Origin of the sequence: Aeromonas sp. RU39B (assembly GCF_900156095.1) — a bacterium.
In the GTDB taxonomy this organism is placed as follows: domain Bacteria; phylum Pseudomonadota; class Gammaproteobacteria; order Enterobacterales; family Aeromonadaceae; genus Aeromonas.
In genome coordinates this window covers 16,732-35,131 of sequence record NZ_FTMJ01000002.1, presented here as the reverse complement: position 1 = coordinate 35,131, position 18,400 = coordinate 16,732, and the positions used below count along the sequence as shown (strand labels likewise).

Below are 18,400 nucleotides of genomic sequence, written 5' to 3'. Positions count from 1 at the left end.
GATGTCAGCGCGAGCTGGCATCACCTAGTTTGTTGATAGCATAAGACAGGACGTGCTCGACCACCTCATCAATGGTCATGCTAGTCGAATCGACCACCAGCGCATCCTGTGCCGGACGTAACGGCGCCACCGCACGGTTGCGGTCACGATCATCACGTTCCTGGATCTCGGTTAAAAGACGCTCAAAACTAACATCAAAACCCTTGTCTTGCAACTGCTTATAGCGCCGTCTGGCACGCTCCTCGGCACTCGCATCGAGGAAAATTTTGACCTCTGCGTCGGGAAACACCACTGTTCCCATATCGCGTCCGTCAGCGATGAGTCCGGGGCTTTTACGAAACGCCCGCTGACGACGCAGCAGCGCCTCACGCACCCGCGGAAATGCAGCTACTTTACTCGCGGCATTGCCCACTTCTTCGGTGCGAATGGCGCGGGACACATCTTCCCCTTCCAGTACGGCACGAACCTGCCCCTCTTCCACCACAAACTGGATATCCAGATGAGCGGCGAGCGGCACCAAGGACTCTTCCGAATCGAGCTCGACATCATGGTGCAACGCGGCCAGCGCCAACACGCGGTAAATGGCACCGGAGTCGAGAAGATGCCAGCCAAGACGCTCGGCGAGCACTTGGCAAAGGGTTCCCTTGCCTGCCCCACTGGGGCCGTCTATGGTCATCACGGGAGCCTGGTTAAGCATACATCCTCCTCAAAAGTGCCGGTGCGGGCTGTGGCGTTCAACGGGGCGCAATTATATCGAAACTCCCGCAGGCAGGTGAGCAGGAAAGTGCAGTGGCACGAGCAAGTGCTGAAAAATTACTCATAAGTAAGGAAAAAACCGGGTTTATTTCATGGACTTGTTGTGGTGGCTAGCCTGTTGCGAGCGCGCTACACTGTCCCACCTCAACGAACTGGCAGCAGTAAGGAGCCACCTGTGAGCAGTGTGACGCTGGTAGCGCAATCCAAACTTCCCACCCCCTGGGGAACCTTTACCATGGTCGGTTTTCAGGAGGCAGGAACCGGCAAGGATCATGTCGCCCTGGTAATGGGCGATATCACGGGCGATGAGCCGGTGCTCGGTCGTATTCACTCTGAGTGTCTGACTGGCGATGCCCTGTTCAGCCTGCGCTGTGATTGTGGTTTCCAACTGCAGGCCGCCCTGCAGAATATCGCCAAGGCAGGCCGTGGCGTTTTGCTCTACGTCCGCCAGGAAGGTCGTGGCATCGGTCTGCTTAACAAGATCCGCGCCTATCACCTGCAAGATCAGGGCGCTGATACCGTGGAAGCCAACGTGGCACTCGGTTTTGCTGCCGACATGCGTGATTACACCATCTGTGCCGATATGCTCAAGTTGCTGGGAGTCAAGCAGATCAAGCTGATGACCAACAACCCGCGCAAGCTCAAAGCCATGGAGTCCTTCGGTATTCCGGTGGCCGAGCGGGTGCCCCTGCAAGAGGGTCGCAACCCCTTCAACGAGTTCTATCTCTCCACCAAGGCAAGCAAACTCGACCATTTGCTTAAAGAGTGACCCGCAAGCCCTTCCTCGTGAAGGGCTTGTTGTTTATGGCGGGCAGCACTGCTCCAGCAAAAAATCGCGCAAGGTACGATTGGCCCGCGACAAGGGATCTTCCTTACGCCAGGCAATGCAAAGATCGAGATAAATGGGTGGCGTAAACGGCACGGCAAACAGATCCCTGTCCTCCTCAATGGCCATGCGCAGCAAGGTAGTCACCCCAAAGCCCTGACGCACCACCGCCTTGAGCAGAGGGATCAAATTGCTCTCAAAGGCAATGTTGGGCGTCATACCGGCTTGGGCCGCCAACAACTCCATGTGCTCGCGGTGATAAAAACCGCGCCGAAACAGCGCCAGCTCCTCGGTAAAAAATTCCGTCAGTGAAATGCTCGCTCGCCCCTGCCAGGGGTGCTCATCCCCCACCACCGCCACCATCTCTTCACGGACCAACCGCTGACCGGTCACCTGCTCGGGCAAATCAGAGGCTATCAGGATAGCCAGATCGAGCACACCATCTGACATGCGTGATAGCAGCTCGCGCGTCCCCGCCTCCTCCACGGCAATACGCAATCCCGGATAGCGGTGCTTGAATGCCATCAGGATCGGTGGAAAAAAGTATGAGCCCATCATGAACGGGATGCCGATGCGCACCTCACCACTCACCAGACTTTTAAGCTCTTCCATCTCCCGCTCGGCACGCTCGGATTGCTGCAGCAGACGGCGCGCATGGGCCAGCAGTACCTCCCCCTCAGCGGTGATCCGTACTTTGCGATCTTGTCGCTCGAACAGTTTGAGCTCGAGGCGCTGCTCGAGACGGGCAATCGCCATGCTGACCGCCGACTGGGCGACATGATGTCGCTCGGCGGCCGCGGTAAACGAGCCGGTTTGTGCAACCGCCACCAGATAACTCAGCTGCTTCAAATCCATCTATCACTTCCTGTGATGATAACCATCATTTAACTATACTATTCTTATGCAAACAGGCGCTCTACCCTGTGGTTATGCAAGTGGAGTGCAATTATGATCGATAGCGGTAGCCGCCTCTGGTGGCGGGCGACCTTGGCCCTGTGCCTCGGCTCAATTCTGGTGTTTCTCAATCTCTATCAGGCGCACCCCCTGCTGCCTCTGCTAGCCGAGGCGTTTTCGGTCTCGTCGCTGCGCGCCGCAGCGGCGCTGTCTGCCTGTACCGCCGGATTGGCGGTGGGTCTGCTACCGGCGGCAAGCCTTGCCGACCAGGTCGGTCGCCGTCAGGTGATGCTGGGCGCACTGCTCGGCGCCATTGCCATCTCGCCGCTGATTCCTCTGTGCCGCAGTTTTGATGCTTTGCTTGCCCTGCGCTTTGTGCAAGGCATCTTCTTGGCGGGTCTACCTGCAACCGCAATTGCCTATATGGGCGAAGAGTTCAGCAAGAAAGCCATGGTCAGTGCGGTGGGTATCTATATCGCGGCCAACTCGCTGGGTGGCATCGCCGGTCGGGTGGTGGCCGGGCTCCTGGCCGGCTGGCAAGGGGAGTGGCAGGATGCGTTTTGGGGCATTGCGCTGGTCAGCGCACTGCTGCTGCCGGTGGTGGCCTGGTTGCTACCGGCCCAGCAAGGGTTTGTGGTCAGTGAGCCACGGCGCGGCGAGCTGTTTCGCGCCTTGGCAATGCACCTTAAAGAGCCACTGCTGGTTGGCGCCTATCTGATTGGCGGCCTTAACTTCATGGTGTTTCTCAACCAATACAGCTATCTCACCTTTCTACTGAGCCAGGCACCGTTTTCCCTGCCGGCTCAATGGCTTGGGCTGCTGTTTCTCACCTATCTGCCGGGTACCCTGGCCTCGTCATTAAGCGGCAGAGTCAGCCAGCGTGTAGGCAGTGCTCAAGCCATGACTTGCGGCATTGTCATCATGATGGCCGGGGCGTTGTTGTTACTGCTGGGGTCTATCAGCGCAATGTTGGGAGGCCTGCTGATCTCAAGCTTTGGCTTTTTCCTAACCCACGCCAGTGCCAGTCACTGGGTCGGCCAACATGTGCAGAGGCACCGGGCCGTGGCGTCATCACTCTATCTGATTGCCTACTATCTTGGAGCGAGCCTAGGTGGGATTTATCTGCACCCCTTCTGGGAGGCCGCTCAAGTGCCGGGAATGGTGGGAGGCATGCTGCTGGTGCTGGCGCTGACTGCTGCGATCAGCGTGTGGCTGGGTAAGCGCAAGGCGCAGACGCGCCCTGAGCCAGGACTCTGTCAGCGTTGACACTCACCCCCAGTAATCGGTGGGGACCGGCGTCACGGCGCCGGTCTCTTTCTCTTCGGCAATCACTGCGTCAAGGGTGCGCAGGTGAAATTTCACTTGCCCGCCATCGAGCATCAGCGCCACATCCGGATTGCGCGTGTCAAATTGATTGTCGGTCTTGAAGGCAAGTTCAGGATGCGCCGCCACCAGTGCGCTCAGCGATGGCACCACCATTTCGATATGCTCAAGGCCCGATTGATGATTGCGGCCCTTTTTAGGTGCAGCCAGTTCGATACAGGCAATACGGGTATTTCCTGTGCAGACTGGCTGATGATAGCGATAAGTCGCAATCGGTCTGCCACCAATCATCCCCTCCACCAGCAAGGTGCCAGCGCGCTCCAGCTCGGTTTTCAGTGCGAGATATTCAGCATTGCTGGCGGCGCGGTAGCAGAGATGATCAATGGGATAAGCGGTGTCGATACCCAACGCCGAGAGTTGCTCAAGCAGGGAGACAGCAAACGGGGCCTGCGGCCCCAGAATCGAATCAAGAGGATGAGACATGAATTACCACTTCTTCTTGGGCTGGAACAGGACATCAAGCTCGTCGGCCTCTTTGTCCTTGATAGTCTGCATCTCTTTTTGGCTCTCTTGCTGAATCCGAGAGTCGAGCTCCTGCAGTGCCTGGCGAAGGTCCTCTTCACGCGCAAGCAGGTAAGGGTCTTTGTCAGCCACCGCCCCCAATACGGCCAACCCCTTGCCAAGCAGCTGACGGCAGGTACCAAACTGGCTACCAATCATGGCGTCGCGCGCTCGCTGGGTCAGGTTGGCAATATTCACTTTAAGCTGCATCAGCTCGAGGCGACGATCTTCCTGGGCAAATCCTTGCGGATCGATCTTGCCCTTATTGTGCTCAACGCGCAGCACGGCGCGCATCTTCTTGATGATCTGCAGCATCTGAATCGCTTGCCGGTCGGAGTCGGGAGCGCGAAAGCCGCCCTCTTCCGGGCTGCGGTAATTTTCCTGCACATTGGTAATTTGCGACTGGGTATCCGCAATGCGCTGCTTAAGCTGGGACAGATGCGGGGACACTTGAGCCATGGCGCGGTAAGAATCCAAGATACGGTGCTGCAGGATCAGCACCATGGCCTTGGAAAACGGCAGCATGTTGACGTTGAGCAGGATCTCCTCGGTCTCGTCAGCAATAGCCTTATGACGGGTAATCGATGCCCGCTTATCGGACTCGACCTTCTGCTTGTACTGCTGCACCACGTTATAGGCGATCACCAGAAACAGCAGTGCGCCTATCGACAGCAGTACCAAGGTTAAAATCATGACATTCCCCGTCCAGCTTCAGCTAATTGTTTGATCCTACAACATGAGGTCCAATTTAGGTAGCCTGCACCGGTCGCGGGCACGGGCTACCTGTGATCATCGGCCGATACGTCGCTTTCACGACCTTATTTGAGCAAAAAACCCTGAGCACGCAGCGCATCCTGCATAAACGGGCGCGCCTCTTTGCCAAGAATGGCGCGAATTTGTCCGCTCCAGGTCTGCTGCTTCTGATTGCTGCCACGCGAGCGGTAATACTCCGCCATGGTCTGGTCGTAAGCGGCCAGCAGAGCGTGATCAAACGGCTCTGAATAATGGTTTTCGTGCACCACCAATGCCCGTGGCAGACGCGGCTTGCATTCAGGCTCCTGCGCCGGGTGACCAAGGCACAGACCGAATAGCGGAAACACCTCGCTAGGCAGCCCCAGCAGTTCAACTACCCGTAGCGGCTGATTGCGCAGTCCACCGATGTAAACACCGCCAAGGCCAAGTGACTCGGCCGCCAGCAGCGCATTTTGCGCCATCAAGGCGCCATCAATGGCACCAATCAGTAACTGCTCGGTGTAACCGGTTTTGGCCTCCGGTACCACTGCTTGGTGGCGGTGAAAATCGACGCAAAAGACCAGAAACTCGGCGGCGCTGACCACATAGGCCTGCTGACCGGCGCATTCAGCCAGCTCGGCGCGAAGTAGAGGGTCTGTCACCCGAATAACAGAGTTGGCTTGCAAAAAGCTGGAGCTGGACGCGGCCTGTGCGGCATTGAGAATGGCATCCAGCTGCTGCGCTGTAATAGGCTCGTCACGATACTGACGGATGGAGCGGTGTTGGCAGATAAGGTCGATGACAAGGTTCATGAGCGTCTCCTCGAGTGAGGCATCACTCTAACTAAAAAAGCGGGGAGGCCCAAGCCTCCCCCGCACCAGCCTTACATCGGGGCCGGATAGACATACGGAGCCTGCAACCCAAGCGGGAAGCCCAGCGCCCAGTAGATAAGCAGGAACAGAGTCCAGCTGACCAGGAAGGCCAGAGAGTACGGCAGCATCATGGAGACCAGGGTACCGATACCGGTGCTCTTTACATAGCGCTGGCAATAGACTACGACCAGCGGGAAGAAAACCATCAGCGGCGTGATGATGTTGGAGGCCGAGTCACCCACACGATAAGCCGCCTGAGTCAGCTCCGGAGAGATCCCCACCGCCATCAGCATCGGCACCATGATCGGGCTGATCAGGGCCCATTTGGCCGACGCCGAGCCCACCACCAGGTTTACAGAGGCGGTCAACAGGATCATGCCGACTATGGTGATCTGGCCCGGCAGAGCCATGGCCTGCAGCACCTCCGCACCGGCCAGCGCCAGCAGGGTACCGAGGTTGGAATCGCCAAACGCCTTGATAAACAGCGAACAGAAGAACGCCATGACCATGTAGGAGCCCATCTTGTTCATGGTCGAGGACATGGCATCAATCACGTCGCGGCTCTTTTGGAACGTACCAGCCACGAAGCCATAAACGATGCCAGGCAGGATAAACAACAAGAAGATCAGCGGCACAATCGACTTCATGACCGGCGCAGCAAAGGTGGTCAGCGAACCGTCAGTGGCACGCAGCGGCGAATCGGCCGGCCACAGCGCCATCACCAGCAGCACCAGGCCGCCCAACATGGCCAGACCGGCGCGGTTAAAGGCACGGCCTTCCTGCGCGGTATAGCTGCCCATCTCTTCGCTGCTCTCGGCATCATCATCGAGTGCCACATCACGCAGGCGCGGCTCGACAATTTTCTCGGTCACAAACCAACCCACCACGATGATCAACAGCGAGGATGCACCGGTAAAGATGATGTTGCACAGAGTGTTGACCATGTACTCCGGATCAAGCAGCTGTGCGGAGGTTTGGGTAAAGCCTTGCAGCAACGCATCACCGCCGGAGGGCAGGAAGTTGGCAGCAAAACCGCCCGAGACGCCGGCAAAGGCGGCAGCGATACCGGCCAGCGGATGACGACCGGCTGCGTGGAAGATGATCCCGCCAATCGGGATAACCAGCACATAACCGGCATCGGCTGCGGTGTGGCTCATGATAGCCACGAGGATCAGCATGGGGGTCAGAAAACGGGCCGGAGTGACCTGCAGCAGCTTTTTCAGACCGGTATTGATAAAGCCGGATTGCTCGGCAACACCCACGCCGAGCATGGCAACCAGCACAATCCCAAGCGGCGCAAAGCTGGTAAAGGTGGTGACCATACCGGCCAAAAACTCGGCCAAGCCCGCACCGGTCAGCAAGTTGTTCACCGCAACCGGCGCACCGGTTCTCGGGTTAACCAGATCAAAACTGAACTGAGAGAGGATCGCTGAGGCAACCCAGACCAAGCCCAGGGCATAGAGAAACAGCATGGCCGGCTCGGGCAGTTTGTTACCGGCCTTTTCGACCCCATTCAAAAAGCGGTTCAACCACCCCTGACGCGGGGCTTCCAGCACACTGGTGGACGTGTGTTCCATCAATCGATACTCCGTGGTTACTCTTGTGTCAGCGACACAGCTTAATGATTACAATTATTCAAACGTTGATTAACTGCAAAAACCGAGAAAACCACGAACAAAATTCGATATTAATGCGCGAAAATGTGAACTTAACCCTTAATTGATGGAAAACTCAGCGAATAAGTGGATAAGTGCCTACCGGTGAATCAATCACGAACCCACACCCTTCGAGCTGCTCTGCCGTGAGTGGTCGGCTGATTAGATAACCCTGGATACGCTGGCAACCCTGCGCCCGCAGCGCAGCCAGCTCTTCCCCGGTCTCGACCCCTTCGGCAATCAGGGTCAACCCCAGACTCGCCGCCATTGCTACCGTGGCGCGGATCACTGGCAGGTTGAGGCCGACCACAAAAGAGCGATCGAGTTTAATTTCGTGAATGGGCAGGCGATTGAGATAAGCCAGCGACGAATAGCCGGTGCCAAAATCATCGATGGAAATATTGATACCCAGCGCGCCCAACTCCTCAAGCACCCGGCTGCCCCCTTCCAGATCGCTCATCAACACGGTTTCGGTGAGCTCAAGCGTGAGCAGATGCGGCGGCAGATCATGCTGGAAAAGCTGTTCGGCCACCCAACCCGGCAGATCACGGGTGACCTGCATACCGGAGAGGTTGACCGCGAGCGGCACATCCAGGCCAAAGCGCTCGCGCCACTTTGCAATCTGCGCCAGCGCCGTGCGCATCACCCAGGCACCAATGTCACGAATCAGCCCCATCTCTTCGGCCAGCGGGATAAATTCAGCCGGCGAGACGGCGCCGAGCACCGGACTGTTCCAGCGCAGCAGTGCTTCGCAGCAATCGATCACCGAGCGCTGCAAATCGGCCTTGGGCTGAAACACCAGTGACAGCTCACCACGGCCGATGGCCTTGGCGAGATATTGCTTGAGGGTCAGTTTGCGCTGCAGCGCCTGCTGCAGGCTTGGCGTAAAACGCTGCCAGGTGAGGCGCCCCATCTGCTTGGCCTGATACATCGCCATGTCAGCACGAGTAATCAGGTTATCGCCATCGTCCGCATCATCCGGGTAGATGGCAATACCGATACTGCCACCGATGGTCACCTCGGGCAGACCGCTGAGATTAAACGGCCGCTCCATCTGGGCCAGCATCAGCTCGGCCAATTGCTGCGCCCGCTCGCTCTCCTGGCCAAGGGGAACCAGAACGGTAAACTCATCACCGCCAAGGCGCGCCAGCTCCACATCATGGGGGCAGAGCTCTTTCAAACGACTCGCCACCCGCTCAAGCAGGCGGTCTCCGGCACGGTGGCCAAAGTTGTCGTTAATCAGTTTGAAGTTATCGAGATCCATAAACAGCAGGGCAAAGCGCGAGCCCATGCTGCAGTTGACCTCAAGGGATTTCATCAGACCATAGCGGTTGAGCAGGCCGGTCATGGAGTCATGGCGGGCCAGATGGCGATGCTCCAGCTCTTCGAGCTTGCGGTCGGTGATATCACGCAGCGTCAGCAGGATCTGCTCGCGCTGCTGGACATAACGAAACTGGAACTGAAACCAACGCATGCCTTTGAGGGTGCGGCTCTCTCCCTCACTGATCCATTCGTCGTATTGACGTAAACGCTGATAAAAAGCGCCATCGTCAGCAGCAAAGATCTGGCCAAGCCGCCAGATACGGGTTCCAAAGCATTTCTGAAAATAGCGGTTGGCACTGACCAGATGACCACGCTCATCAAACAGACAAGCCAGGGTATCACCGCGCACCATAGCCGCTTCATGATAGAGCGTGTCGGCATCGAGCACCGTTTCGCAAAGCATCATCAGTCGCCCGGCGATATCAATGCCGGAGATACGCAAATAGACCTGCTTTTTAATTCCGCGCGGGGTAATACTCCACCACTCGTTAAAGGTACGCCCGGCCTGAAATTCCTTCAGATAGCGCTGCAATAACGTATCCACAACAGGTGTCATGTCGCTGGTAAAATTTCTTAGCTGCAACTCATCCAAGGAGTTGGCTTCCCACACGTGTAGCGCCGCACGGTTAGCCCAGAAAATATGATGATGCTGGATGTCATAGATCCAGAGCGGAGTATTGAGGAGTTGAAGAGAGGCCAAGCCTCGTTCGTCTAATGCTATCACCGGGTATCACACACAGGCCAAAATAACAGGTCGAGGCCGCCTTGCGACCATAAACCACCAGCTTCGCACACTTGCTCTGTTTCATCACCCTGGCGCACCAGGACAAACTCAGAATTCATACCCTTGTGACAGGAAAAGCCTGACGGCCAGCCCAAGTCGTGATCAATTTTGCCATTCATCTGTTTTTTATACTTTTTTTTATTTATCGACAAGCAGTTATCATTCTCTTTATGAGCTTGGGACGAGAATTCCCCATACTATTGATGAGCTTTTGAACAACAATGGTTCCAAGTCAGTCTTATCAAGAATTTTTGTCAGAATAACATTGACGTCGTGTCTTATTTTTCAGTTATTTACTTATAAATCAACAACTCTTTTGTAACTGAAAGCGATATCGGCAACGCCTTACTAGCGCGGAGTTTTACTCCAACGAGCCAATTAACCGACGATCCTCAATGGCGCCATTGTGCGACATTCTTTGACGCACACCGCGATAAGCCACTCTGGGATCAGATCAATTAAGATTCGCTTAATACTTGCCAAGCCTGAACCAAGCCCCTAAGGTCGGTCTCTTGATGGATTGGCTTGTGGTTACCCATGAAACACATTGAAGAGTTCTATCTGTTTGTCAAAGTCATCCAGGAAGGGGGCTTTTCACATGCGGCCGCGGCATTGGGAATGCCGACTGCCACCATCAGCCGGCGGATCACTCAGCTCGAAGAGGCCCTTGGCTACTCCCTGCTGCAGCGATCTACCCGCAAACTGCGCCTGACCGACGAGGGGCTGCGTTACTACCAGCGCCTGTGTGGACCGCTGCAACAACTCGAGCAGGCCACCGGTGAAATCCGCGGAGAAGAGCCGGACTTGCACGGCCTTATCAAGATTGCCGCCCCCATTTCACTCTCCAATACCCTGCTTATCGATCTGTTGGCCGAGTTCAGTCGCGCCTATCCAATGATCCGCTTTGAGCTCGAGCAGACCAACGATCACCAGCGATTGTTCGATAGTGAATGGGACCTGGTGCTGTTTAACGGCGATCTGCCCAAGCGGGTGCCTCACGCCCAGTGCATCGGCCAGATCCACTACTCCCTCTATGCCTCACCGCTCTATCTGGAGCAGCGCGGCACCCCCCATCATCCGGCGCAACTGGCCGAGCATGACCTCATTTACTGCTGGCCCTATTCGATTTGGCAGATGCGTAACCGCGACGGGGAGTCGGTCGATATTGGCGAGCAGGCCCGTTTTACCGTGAGCCAATCCCAGGCGGCCGTGCAGGCGGCGTGTCGTCACTTGGGCATCATCAATGTGCCGCGCCACTCAGCCATGACACAGCTCAAAAGCGGTCAACTGGTGCCGGTGCTGACGGACTGGCAGGCCGGTCAACGCTCGTTCCATCTGCTTATCAATAACCGGGATTTTGCACCGCTGCGAGTGACCCTGCTGGTTGATTTCATTCTCAAACATTCACCGCTGCTCCAACCCGCACTCTGATCCGATTTGCGTCTGCCGCTGCACAGTCCACAATATAGGTCGAGCGCTACTTCACGCTGCAAGGATGACCATGAACGTATTGATATGTGATGACTCGGCTCTGGCCCGCAAACAGCTAGCCCGCTCTTTGCCAGCAGATTGGCCGGTCACCGTGCACTTTGCCGAGCACGGTGTCGCCGGTGTTGAGCAGGTATTGATGGGCAATGGCGAGGTGATCTTTTTGGACCTCACCATGCCCGAGCTCGATGGCTATGGCGTATTGGAAACGCTTAAGCGCGAAGGACTCAAAAGCAAGGTTGTGGTGGTCTCCGGTGATATTCAGCCAGAAGCACACCAAAAAGTGATGGCACTTGGCGCCATCGACTTCATCAAAAAACCGGCCACCGCCGACCAACTGCTGGCGCTGCTCAAAAAGCACCAGCTGTGGCAGCCTGGCGGGTTTAAGCAGGCGACCCGCGCGGTTGAATCCATCGCGCCCACCCAGAGTGACGCGGGTTCAGGCGGACTGACCTTAAGCGGTGAAACCCGCGATGCCTATCAGGAGATCGCCAACGTAGCGATGGGCCAAGCTGCCGACCTGCTGGCACGCATGCTCGACGTGTTTGTGGTGCTCCCCATTCCGAACGTCAACGTGCTGGAAGTCTCTGAGCTACATATGGCGCTCAATGCTGCCGCCGAGCAGGAGACCTTGTCTGCGGTCTGCCAGGGCTTTATCGGTGCCGGCATCGCCGGTGAGGCACTGCTGCTGTTTCACGACTCCAGCTTCCAGGACCTTGCCAGCTTGATGAAAATCGAGGGGGAGCTGGATCGGGCCACCGAGTTGGAGCTGCTGATGGACACCGCCAATGCGCTCATCGGTGCCTTCCTGCGTGGTTATGCCAACCAGCTTGATACGCCCTTCAGCCAGGGCCACCCCGTGGTGCTGGGCCAACACCGCCCCATACAGGAGCTGATACGAACCAATCAGAGCCGCTGGCGCAGGACGTTGGCCATCGAGATCAACTATCGGGTCGATGGGTATGCCGTGCAGTGCGATCTGTTACTGCTCTTCACGGAAGACTCGATAGGCACAATGAATAACAAGATCATGCACATGCTGTAGGAGCGCCCATGGATATCCGTGAATTTCACTGGTTGATGAACATCGTTCAGAATCTGGATGTCGGGCTGGTCGTGCTGGATCGTGACTACCGCATTCAGGTCTGGAATGGTTTCATGGAGAGCCACAGCGGCCGTTTTACCCATGAAGTGCGCGATGGCAATCTGTTTGAACTGTTTCCCGAAGTGGACGAGCGCTGGCTCAGACGCAAGGGCAACATGGTGTTCAAGCTCAACAACCGCGCCTTCAGCACTTGGGAGCAAAAACCCTATCTGCTGCGTTTTTCCAACTACCGCCCCATCACGGGTGCGGCGCCGCACATGTTTCAGAACCTGACCTTGGTTCCGCTGTGCGACTTTGGCGGACAGGTGAGCCATATCGCCATCATGATCTATGACGTGACCGACGAAGCGACCCTCGCCTCGCTCACCCATCAGTCATAATCATCCGCAATTGAATAAAGAAGGGCGCCATCGGCGCCCTTTCTCGTGATGATCAGACGGTATCCATCAACTCTTTGAACGCGTCGATCACCTCTTCCACATCGTCATCGCTGATCTGCAGATGGGTAACCAAGCGCAGCGAGCCATAACCCGAGCAGAGAATGCCGCGCTCTTTCATAAAACCGAGCACATCGGCCATGTCGATACCCTCAATCTCGAGAAACAGCATATTGGTCTCAACGCTAAGAACGCGCAGCCCCGACAGTGCCCCCAGCCCTTCGGCCAGCCGCGCAGCACGGCGGTGATCGTCGGCTAAACGCTCAACATGACGCTCGAGAGCAAACTTGCCGGCCGCAGCCAGGATGCCCGCTTGGCGCATACCACCACCGACCATCTTGCGCAGACGCCGGGCACGCTGGATAAAGGCGGCAGGCCCCACCAGCACAGAGCCAACAGGTGCCCCCAGCCCCTTGGAGAGGCACACCGATACGCTGTCAAAATGAGCCGCGATCTCTTTGGCAGCAATGCCTTGCGCTACCGCTGCATTAAACAGCCGAGCGCCATCAAGATGCAGCGCCAATCCCTTGTGCCGCGCCCATTGGGTAACATCGCGCAGATACGCCTGCGGCAAAACCCGACCATTGTGGGTATTTTCCAGACAGAGCAGACGGGTTGGTGCGAAATGCGCGTCATCAGGGGCCACGGCCGCTTCCAGCTCGGCAATGGGCAGTTGGCCGTCATCTTGCATCGCAATCGCCTGCAGCACCACCGAGCCTAGCACGGCGCTCCCACCGGCTTCATAGCGATAGATATGGGCATGATTGCCAACCAGGGCCCCTTCACCACGCTGACAGTGCGAGAGTACGCCGAGCAGATTAGACATGGTTCCACTTGGCACAAACAACCCTGCTTCCTTGCCAAGTAACTGAGCGACAGTCGCTTCCAGTTCATTGACGGTGGGATCTTCCCCATACACATCGTCACCCACCGGCGCACGCAGCATCACCTGGCGCATATCATCGGTGGGGTGGGTCACGGTATCACTTCTTAAATCAATAAAACGCATAGCTCCCTCCTTGCTCGCGTCACGACACTACAAAGCCTCCAGCATGCTGGCAAGCAGGCGTTTACAGTAATGTGAAGAGTACCATTTAGTCAGGCCTATACGGCCGACGTGGCGGGGGCTGCATCGGCAAATGCGTGCAGGCTCATGCAGTGGTCAAAAATCCGCAGCAACGTGGGATAGTGAGTCACATCAACCCCGTTACGCCGAGCCACATAGAGCTCGGGGATCAGCACACAATCGGCCAACGTTACCTCATCACCGACGCAAAACAGCCCCGAGCAGGATCCAAGCACCTTCTCCAGCGCAATAAACGTCTCCTGCGCCCAGTGCTGATACCAGGCGTCGCATTGGGGATCACGCAGGGAAAAGTGCTGCGTCAGATAGGTGTGTACCCGCTCGCTGGCCAGCGGATGCAGGTCGCAGGCAAGCATGTTGACAATCTGGCGGGTAAGCGCCCGCTCCTCGGGCGAGGACGGTAGCAGAGGATAGGCCGGGTAGGTCTCGTCGAGGTACTCCATGATGGCGAGCGACTGGCCAACGCCCCACTCTCCCTCTTCGAGATAGGGCACCACTCCTTGCGGATTGATGCGGCGATAGGCCCTGCTCTTGTGTTCGTCACCGGGCAGATCCACTGCAACCTGTTCGCAGGCGATGCCCTTGAGCCCCAGCACGATACGTACCCGGAAGGTTGCCGGCGAACGCTCATATCCATACAGCTTCAGCATGTTGCTCCCCAAAGGCGCGTCGTCCTTGCGCCATCAAACCAGACCCGTTTTTGCTTGCTGGTCACTCTATCATCAACGGGAAAGAGGTAAAGGGGTGGGCATGGACGATCAGCGCCACACCCGCGGCTCAAGATGCCTTGGTGCCTTGGCAAGTGGCCACTGTTTGGGGTTGATAAGCCAAGCGCGGGATGCAAGCGCCAGCAACGGCAGATCGCTCACTGAGTCAGAAAGCGCCAGCGTGACCGGCGCAGACAATGGCGGCAGGCGGGTCAATTTGGCCGCCCCATAGGCGTAATGTCGCGGCACAATGGCGCCAAAGCGCCGAGCCATTCTGGTTGCGTAGACGCGCATTTCACTCATCCGAATGCTGCCTTCACACTGACAAGAGAGTGAGCGGCGCACCAGCGCCTGTGGCGAGGCACTCACCACCCACAGCCGGGCATGAGCATGAGCTTGAACGTGGGCCAGCAGGCTGGCTGCCTCGCCATACAGCGGCGGCGCCCGGTGCGCGAGTGCAACCACCCAGCGGCGCCACTGCCACGCCGTCGCGCCAAACGTCGCGCACCACCACACGAGCCTGACGGTCAGAGTCCGGCAGGGTACACACAGCAGGAGCAATAGGGGAGAGAGCGCCAGCAGTAGCAGTAACGGCCAACGCCGTACCAGCAGAATATGACGTAGCAGCCGGGCATGGCTGTCCCCCGGGCAGAGCGTGCCGTCATAATCGGCCAGGATCAGGCCGGATTCAGGCACCATCAGGGCGCCAGCGCATCGATGGCAAGACGGGTTTCAGGCAGTAAAAACAGCGCCCCCTCTGCCGGTGGCAGCGCGATATCAAATAGCTCACCGTCATGCTCAAAGCTCAGGCGCCAGGCGTGCAGATAACCGCGATCGGCCGCGCTGCCGCCATAACGCTCATCACCCAGAATCGGCGCACTGACGCTTTTCAGTGCCACGCGGATCTGGTGGGTTTTGCCCGTCTCGGGACGGATACGAAACAGACGCAATCCTTCGCGCACCAGCACCGAGTCAAAGCGGCTGACGGCGGGATTGTCCAAGGTACGCGTCAACATCCAGCTGCCACCACGCCCTTTTTTCATATCCCCTTTGACCATACCCTGCTTTTTGAGCGGGCGCCGATCAGAGAGCGCCAGATACTGCTTTTTCATCCGCCGCTCGGCAAAGCCCTGGCTGAGCACCCGGTTAGCCTCGGGGTGACGAGCAAGCAGCAGCAGCCCTGAGGTCATCTTGTCGAGGCGGTGCACCGGATAGAGTTCAAGGCCGGTGGCATCGCGCAGCAAGGTCACCACACCCGGCGCGCCGTTCTCCTCATGCATGCCGATCCCCGCGGGTTTGTCGATCAGCAGAAAATCACGATGGCGCAGCACTTCGCGAAACTCGAACACAGTCACCCTCACACAAGCCAGAATAATGGCGCGATTGTACGGCATCGCGCGCGCCCCTCAAACCCGCGTCAGATCACGACGCGCAAACACTGCACTTGGCGTGTCTGCGGCTTGACAGTAGAGTGTTCAGCCTTGCAGGTGAGGGACCATGGCAGCGATCGATTTTTCTTCCGGAATGCTCAAAGAGGTGGCGCAGCAGTTGCTGGCCGAAGAGTCGGTCCTGATCCGTTCACGCAATTTGCAGCCTCTGGTCAGTCTGATGCTGGAAAATAGCCTGCTGCATCAGCTCCGCCCTCACCACTATGGTTTGACCGATGCCGGCCGCCGCTACCTGACCCGAGCTCTGGCGCTGGGCGATCTGCAGCAGGCCCCGCTCGATCCGGAAAGCTGGCTGCAGCAACTGGGTATCCGCTTACCCAGCCCGGTGAATCTGCGTCTGCTCGCCGCCCTCTATCGCCGACCGCTGCAAGGGGGACAACCGGCCTTCTCGCCCAGCGAGCAGATCCATCTGGCCGAGCGCGGCGTAGAGACCTGCCCGGATCACCTTGTTCGCCTGCGCGCCTCATTACCCATCAGCCTGTTTTTTCAGGGGGGGCGTCTCATCGATGGCGCGCCGCTGCTCGATACATTAGGTGAGATCGTTCTGCCAGAGCGCAGCCTACCTACCCTTGGCAAGATCATCAGTCAGGGCGACCCCATCGAGCGACTCATCACCACCGATCGCACCGGCGTGTTCACCACCCTTCCCCTGCCCCCCGCCAGCTTGCTGGTCTGGTTACCGGCTGCCGCCCCTGGACTCCTTAGCCCACTGTGCAGCGCCTTGCCAGGTGCGGTGCAGTGGAGCCATCTGACCGACCTCGAACCAGCTGGAGTCGAGCGAATCCGCACGCTGGCCGAGCGCACCGGACGTCCGCTCTCCTGCTGGCTGCCCGATGATCTCTCGGCGCACCTGCGCCACTATGCCCGGCCGCTGGAAGGCGCCAGCTGGGAGCCGAGCCGGCTATCCCCCACCTTGCGCACCCGTTTGGCGCCACTCATAGAGCAAGGGATGGGCCTGCCCGGTGAATTACTGGCGCTGGCCAGTGGCTGGAGCGCAATCAGCTAGCCCTCTTTTGTCGCGCCAGAGCAGCGGCCCCCATTCGGCGGACAAATAGCGGTTTTCCCCATACCTACGCAGTGGTATAAAGAATCGACGATGCGCCCATTGCCTTGCTCTCGGGCGCGTTTGTTTGCCATCGGAACGCCACCATCAAGAACCACGCAAAAAACACAGGGACTATCATGTTTGAAAAGGTTGTAGCCGCCCCCGCCGATCCTATTCTTGGCCTGACTGAAGCGTTTCGCAGCGACGCTCGCAGCCACAAGATCAACCTGGGTGTCGGCATCTACAAGGACGAATCGGGAGCCACCCCCATCCTCAAGTGCGTCAAGCAAGCCGAGCAGAAGCTGCTGACTGACGAGAAAACCAAGAACTACCTCGGGATCGAGGGTAATCAGGAATATGCCCGCATTGTGCAGGGGCTGCTGTTTGGCAAAGATTCCGAGCTCATCGCCTCGGGCCGTGCCAAGACCGCCCAAGCGCCGGGTGGTACCGGTGCCCTGCGTATTGCCGCCGAATTCATCGCCCGTAATCATCTGGCCAAGACCATCTGGATCTCGGATCCTACCTGGGCCAACCACGTCAGCGTCTTTCAGGCCGCCGGCCTTGAGGTGAAGTGGTACAAGTATTACGACGCCGCCACCAAGGATCTCGATTTTGCTGCCATGCAGGCCTCCCTGCGTGACGCCGCCCGTGGCGATCTGGTGCTGCTGCACGGCTGCTGCCACAACCCGACCGGTATCGATCCTACCGCCGAGCAGTGGGAAGCGCTGGCCAAACAGAGTGCCGACGCCGGCTGGCTGCCGCTGTTTGACTTCGCCTACCAAGGCTTTGCCCGCGGGATTGAAGAAGATGCCGAAGGTCTGCGTATCTTCGCCCAGTACAACCGTGAACTACTGATCGCCAGCTCGTTTTCCAAAAACTTCGGGCTCTACAACGAGCGTGTCGGCGCCTTTACCTTGGTGTGTGACAGCAAGGCTGTGGCCGATACGGCCTTCACCCAGGTCAAGACCGTGATCCGCGCCAACTACTCCAACCCGCCGTCACACGGCGCTGCGGTAGTGACCGCCGTGGTCAACGATCCGGCGCTCTATGAGCTGTGGGTGAGCGAAGTGGCCGAGATGCGGGTGCGGATCCGCGAAATGCGTGAGCTGCTGGTTGCCAAGCTGGCCGAGCGTGGTGTGAGCCAGGACTTTTCCTTTATTGCCCGTCAAAACGGCATGTTCTCCTTCTCCGGTCTCTCCAAGGAGCAGGTAGCCCGCATGAAGGAAGAGTTTGCCATCTACATCGTCGGCTCTGGCCGGATCAGCGTGGCCGGTATCACCCGCGCCAACATCGATCCCCTGTGTGACGCCATTGCCAAGGTGCTGTAACTCACCCACTGACTCATGCCGATAAATCAGAG

At 57.9% G+C, this 18,400-nt stretch carries 18 protein-coding genes; 7 read left to right on the top strand and 11 right to left on the bottom strand.

The features are described 5' to 3' along the window. Positions 1–4: 4 nt before the first annotated feature. The gene (gene cmk / locus BW958_RS02955; protein ID WP_076574204.1) at positions 5–697 is read right to left on the bottom strand and encodes a (d)CMP kinase; all 693 of its coding nucleotides are present in this window, start codon (positions 695–697) and stop codon (positions 5–7) included. A 234-nt stretch (positions 698–931) separates the two neighbouring features. Here cmk and ribA point away from each other — a divergent pair, with 234 nt between their 5' ends. Then, positions 932–1,525 (top strand): GTP cyclohydrolase II, encoded by a 594-nt coding sequence (gene ribA, locus BW958_RS02950; protein WP_076574202.1) that lies wholly within the window; start codon positions 932–934, stop codon positions 1,523–1,525. A 33-nt stretch (positions 1,526–1,558) separates the two neighbouring features. On the opposite strand, the gene BW958_RS02945 is transcribed toward ribA, so the two are convergent. Continuing rightward, positions 1,559–2,437 (bottom strand): LysR family transcriptional regulator, encoded by an 879-nt coding sequence (locus tag BW958_RS02945; protein WP_076574200.1) that lies wholly within the window; start codon positions 2,435–2,437, stop codon positions 1,559–1,561. A gap of 93 nt (positions 2,438–2,530) precedes the next feature. Between BW958_RS02945 and BW958_RS02940 the strand changes: the two genes are divergently transcribed. Continuing rightward, positions 2,531–3,742 (top strand): MFS transporter, encoded by a 1,212-nt coding sequence (locus BW958_RS02940; RefSeq protein WP_076574199.1) that lies wholly within the window; start codon positions 2,531–2,533, stop codon positions 3,740–3,742. Between the two features lie 3 nt (positions 3,743–3,745). Here BW958_RS02940 and BW958_RS02935 read toward each other — a convergent pair whose 3' ends face one another. From BW958_RS02935 to BW958_RS02915, 5 genes are all read right to left on the bottom strand, one after another. Then, positions 3,746–4,282 carry a VOC family protein gene (locus BW958_RS02935; RefSeq protein ID WP_076574197.1) on the bottom strand — a complete coding sequence of 179 codons (537 nt, stop codon included), beginning with the start codon at positions 4,280–4,282 and terminating at the stop codon, positions 3,746–3,748. Between the two features lie 3 nt (positions 4,283–4,285). Next, positions 4,286–5,053 (bottom strand): DNA repair protein, encoded by a 768-nt coding sequence (locus BW958_RS02930; RefSeq protein ID WP_076574195.1) that lies wholly within the window; start codon positions 5,051–5,053, stop codon positions 4,286–4,288. A gap of 125 nt (positions 5,054–5,178) precedes the next feature. Then, complete coding sequence (gene nfsA / locus BW958_RS02925) at positions 5,179–5,904, bottom strand: oxygen-insensitive NADPH nitroreductase (RefSeq protein WP_076574193.1); 726 nt, start codon at positions 5,902–5,904, stop codon at positions 5,179–5,181. 71 nt (positions 5,905–5,975) lie between these two features. Then, entirely contained in the window at positions 5,976–7,541 is a 1,566-nt protein-coding gene (locus BW958_RS02920) for an AbgT family transporter (protein ID WP_076574191.1), read from the bottom strand. A gap of 154 nt (positions 7,542–7,695) precedes the next feature. Then, on the bottom strand, positions 7,696–9,642 hold the full coding sequence (locus BW958_RS02915) for a putative bifunctional diguanylate cyclase/phosphodiesterase (RefSeq protein ID WP_076574189.1): 1,947 nt from the start codon (positions 9,640–9,642) through the stop codon (positions 7,696–7,698). A 621-nt stretch (positions 9,643–10,263) separates the two neighbouring features. Here BW958_RS02915 and BW958_RS02905 point away from each other — a divergent pair. The 3 genes from BW958_RS02905 to BW958_RS02895 all read left to right on the top strand — a co-directional run bounded on the left by BW958_RS02905 (position 10,264) and on the right by BW958_RS02895 (position 12,699). Next, positions 10,264–11,157 carry a LysR family transcriptional regulator gene (locus tag BW958_RS02905; protein ID WP_076574185.1) on the top strand — a complete coding sequence of 298 codons (894 nt, stop codon included), beginning with the start codon at positions 10,264–10,266 and terminating at the stop codon, positions 11,155–11,157. A 70-nt stretch (positions 11,158–11,227) separates the two neighbouring features. Then, the gene (locus BW958_RS02900; RefSeq protein ID WP_076574183.1) at positions 11,228–12,259 is read left to right on the top strand and encodes a response regulator; all 1,032 of its coding nucleotides are present in this window, start codon (positions 11,228–11,230) and stop codon (positions 12,257–12,259) included. 8 nt (positions 12,260–12,267) lie between these two features. Continuing rightward, a complete protein-coding gene (locus tag BW958_RS02895; protein ID WP_076574181.1) occupies positions 12,268–12,699 on the top strand; it encodes a PAS domain-containing protein in 432 nt (143 codons plus the stop codon). A gap of 52 nt (positions 12,700–12,751) precedes the next feature. Here the strand turns inward: BW958_RS02895 and ltaE are convergent, their stop codons facing one another. From ltaE to BW958_RS02875, 4 genes are all read right to left on the bottom strand, one after another. After that, on the bottom strand, positions 12,752–13,765 hold the full coding sequence (gene ltaE / locus BW958_RS02890) for a low-specificity L-threonine aldolase (RefSeq protein ID WP_076574179.1): 1,014 nt from the start codon (positions 13,763–13,765) through the stop codon (positions 12,752–12,754). Positions 13,766–13,860: 95 nt separating this feature from the next. After that, complete coding sequence (gene maiA, locus BW958_RS02885) at positions 13,861–14,490, bottom strand: maleylacetoacetate isomerase (RefSeq protein ID WP_076574177.1); 630 nt, start codon at positions 14,488–14,490, stop codon at positions 13,861–13,863. 108 nt (positions 14,491–14,598) lie between these two features. Further along, positions 14,599–15,246 carry a haloacid dehalogenase-like hydrolase gene (locus BW958_RS02880; RefSeq protein WP_076574175.1) on the bottom strand — a complete coding sequence of 216 codons (648 nt, stop codon included), beginning with the start codon at positions 15,244–15,246 and terminating at the stop codon, positions 14,599–14,601. Continuing rightward, complete coding sequence (locus BW958_RS02875; protein WP_076574173.1) at positions 15,246–15,941, bottom strand: TIGR01621 family pseudouridine synthase; 696 nt, start codon at positions 15,939–15,941, stop codon at positions 15,246–15,248. The genes BW958_RS02880 and BW958_RS02875 overlap by 1 nt, the downstream gene beginning before the upstream one ends. Before the next feature lie 103 nt (positions 15,942–16,044). Here BW958_RS02875 and BW958_RS02870 point away from each other — a divergent pair, with 103 nt between their 5' ends. Both BW958_RS02870 and BW958_RS02865 read left to right on the top strand, forming a co-directional pair. Beyond that, positions 16,045–17,001 carry a hypothetical protein gene (locus BW958_RS02870; RefSeq protein ID WP_076574171.1) on the top strand — a complete coding sequence of 319 codons (957 nt, stop codon included), beginning with the start codon at positions 16,045–16,047 and terminating at the stop codon, positions 16,999–17,001. A gap of 176 nt (positions 17,002–17,177) precedes the next feature. Beyond that, on the top strand, positions 17,178–18,368 hold the full coding sequence (locus BW958_RS02865; protein ID WP_076574169.1) for an amino acid aminotransferase: 1,191 nt from the start codon (positions 17,178–17,180) through the stop codon (positions 18,366–18,368). Positions 18,369–18,400 lie beyond the last annotated feature (32 nt).

Coding starts and splice junctions, on each gene's coding strand:
- BW958_RS02935 (WP_076574197.1), bottom strand. CDS start 4,282: ATGTCTCATCCTCTTGATTCGATTCTGGGGCCGCAGGCCCCGTTTGCT.
- BW958_RS02865 (WP_076574169.1), top strand. CDS start 17,178: ATGTTTGAAAAGGTTGTAGCCGCCCCCGCCGATCCTATTCTTGGCCTG.
- BW958_RS02940 (WP_076574199.1), top strand. CDS start 2,531: ATGATCGATAGCGGTAGCCGCCTCTGGTGGCGGGCGACCTTGGCCCTG.
- BW958_RS02895 (WP_076574181.1), top strand. CDS start 12,268: ATGGATATCCGTGAATTTCACTGGTTGATGAACATCGTTCAGAATCTG.
- maiA (WP_076574177.1), bottom strand. CDS start 14,490: ATGCTGAAGCTGTATGGATATGAGCGTTCGCCGGCAACCTTCCGGGTA.
- nfsA (WP_076574193.1), bottom strand. CDS start 5,904: ATGAACCTTGTCATCGACCTTATCTGCCAACACCGCTCCATCCGTCAG.
- BW958_RS02945 (WP_076574200.1), bottom strand. CDS start 2,437: ATGGATTTGAAGCAGCTGAGTTATCTGGTGGCGGTTGCACAAACCGGC.
- BW958_RS02875 (WP_076574173.1), bottom strand. CDS start 15,941: ATGCCGTACAATCGCGCCATTATTCTGGCTTGTGTGAGGGTGACTGTG.
- BW958_RS02920 (WP_076574191.1), bottom strand. CDS start 7,541: ATGGAACACACGTCCACCAGTGTGCTGGAAGCCCCGCGTCAGGGGTGG.
- BW958_RS02905 (WP_076574185.1), top strand. CDS start 10,264: ATGAAACACATTGAAGAGTTCTATCTGTTTGTCAAAGTCATCCAGGAA.
- BW958_RS02880 (WP_076574175.1), bottom strand. CDS start 15,246: ATGGTGCCTGAATCCGGCCTGATCCTGGCCGATTATGACGGCACGCTC.
- BW958_RS02870 (WP_076574171.1), top strand. CDS start 16,045: ATGGCAGCGATCGATTTTTCTTCCGGAATGCTCAAAGAGGTGGCGCAG.
- cmk (WP_076574204.1), bottom strand. CDS start 697: ATGCTTAACCAGGCTCCCGTGATGACCATAGACGGCCCCAGTGGGGCA.
- BW958_RS02930 (WP_076574195.1), bottom strand. CDS start 5,053: ATGATTTTAACCTTGGTACTGCTGTCGATAGGCGCACTGCTGTTTCTG.
- BW958_RS02900 (WP_076574183.1), top strand. CDS start 11,228: ATGAACGTATTGATATGTGATGACTCGGCTCTGGCCCGCAAACAGCTA.
- ltaE (WP_076574179.1), bottom strand. CDS start 13,765: ATGCGTTTTATTGATTTAAGAAGTGATACCGTGACCCACCCCACCGAT.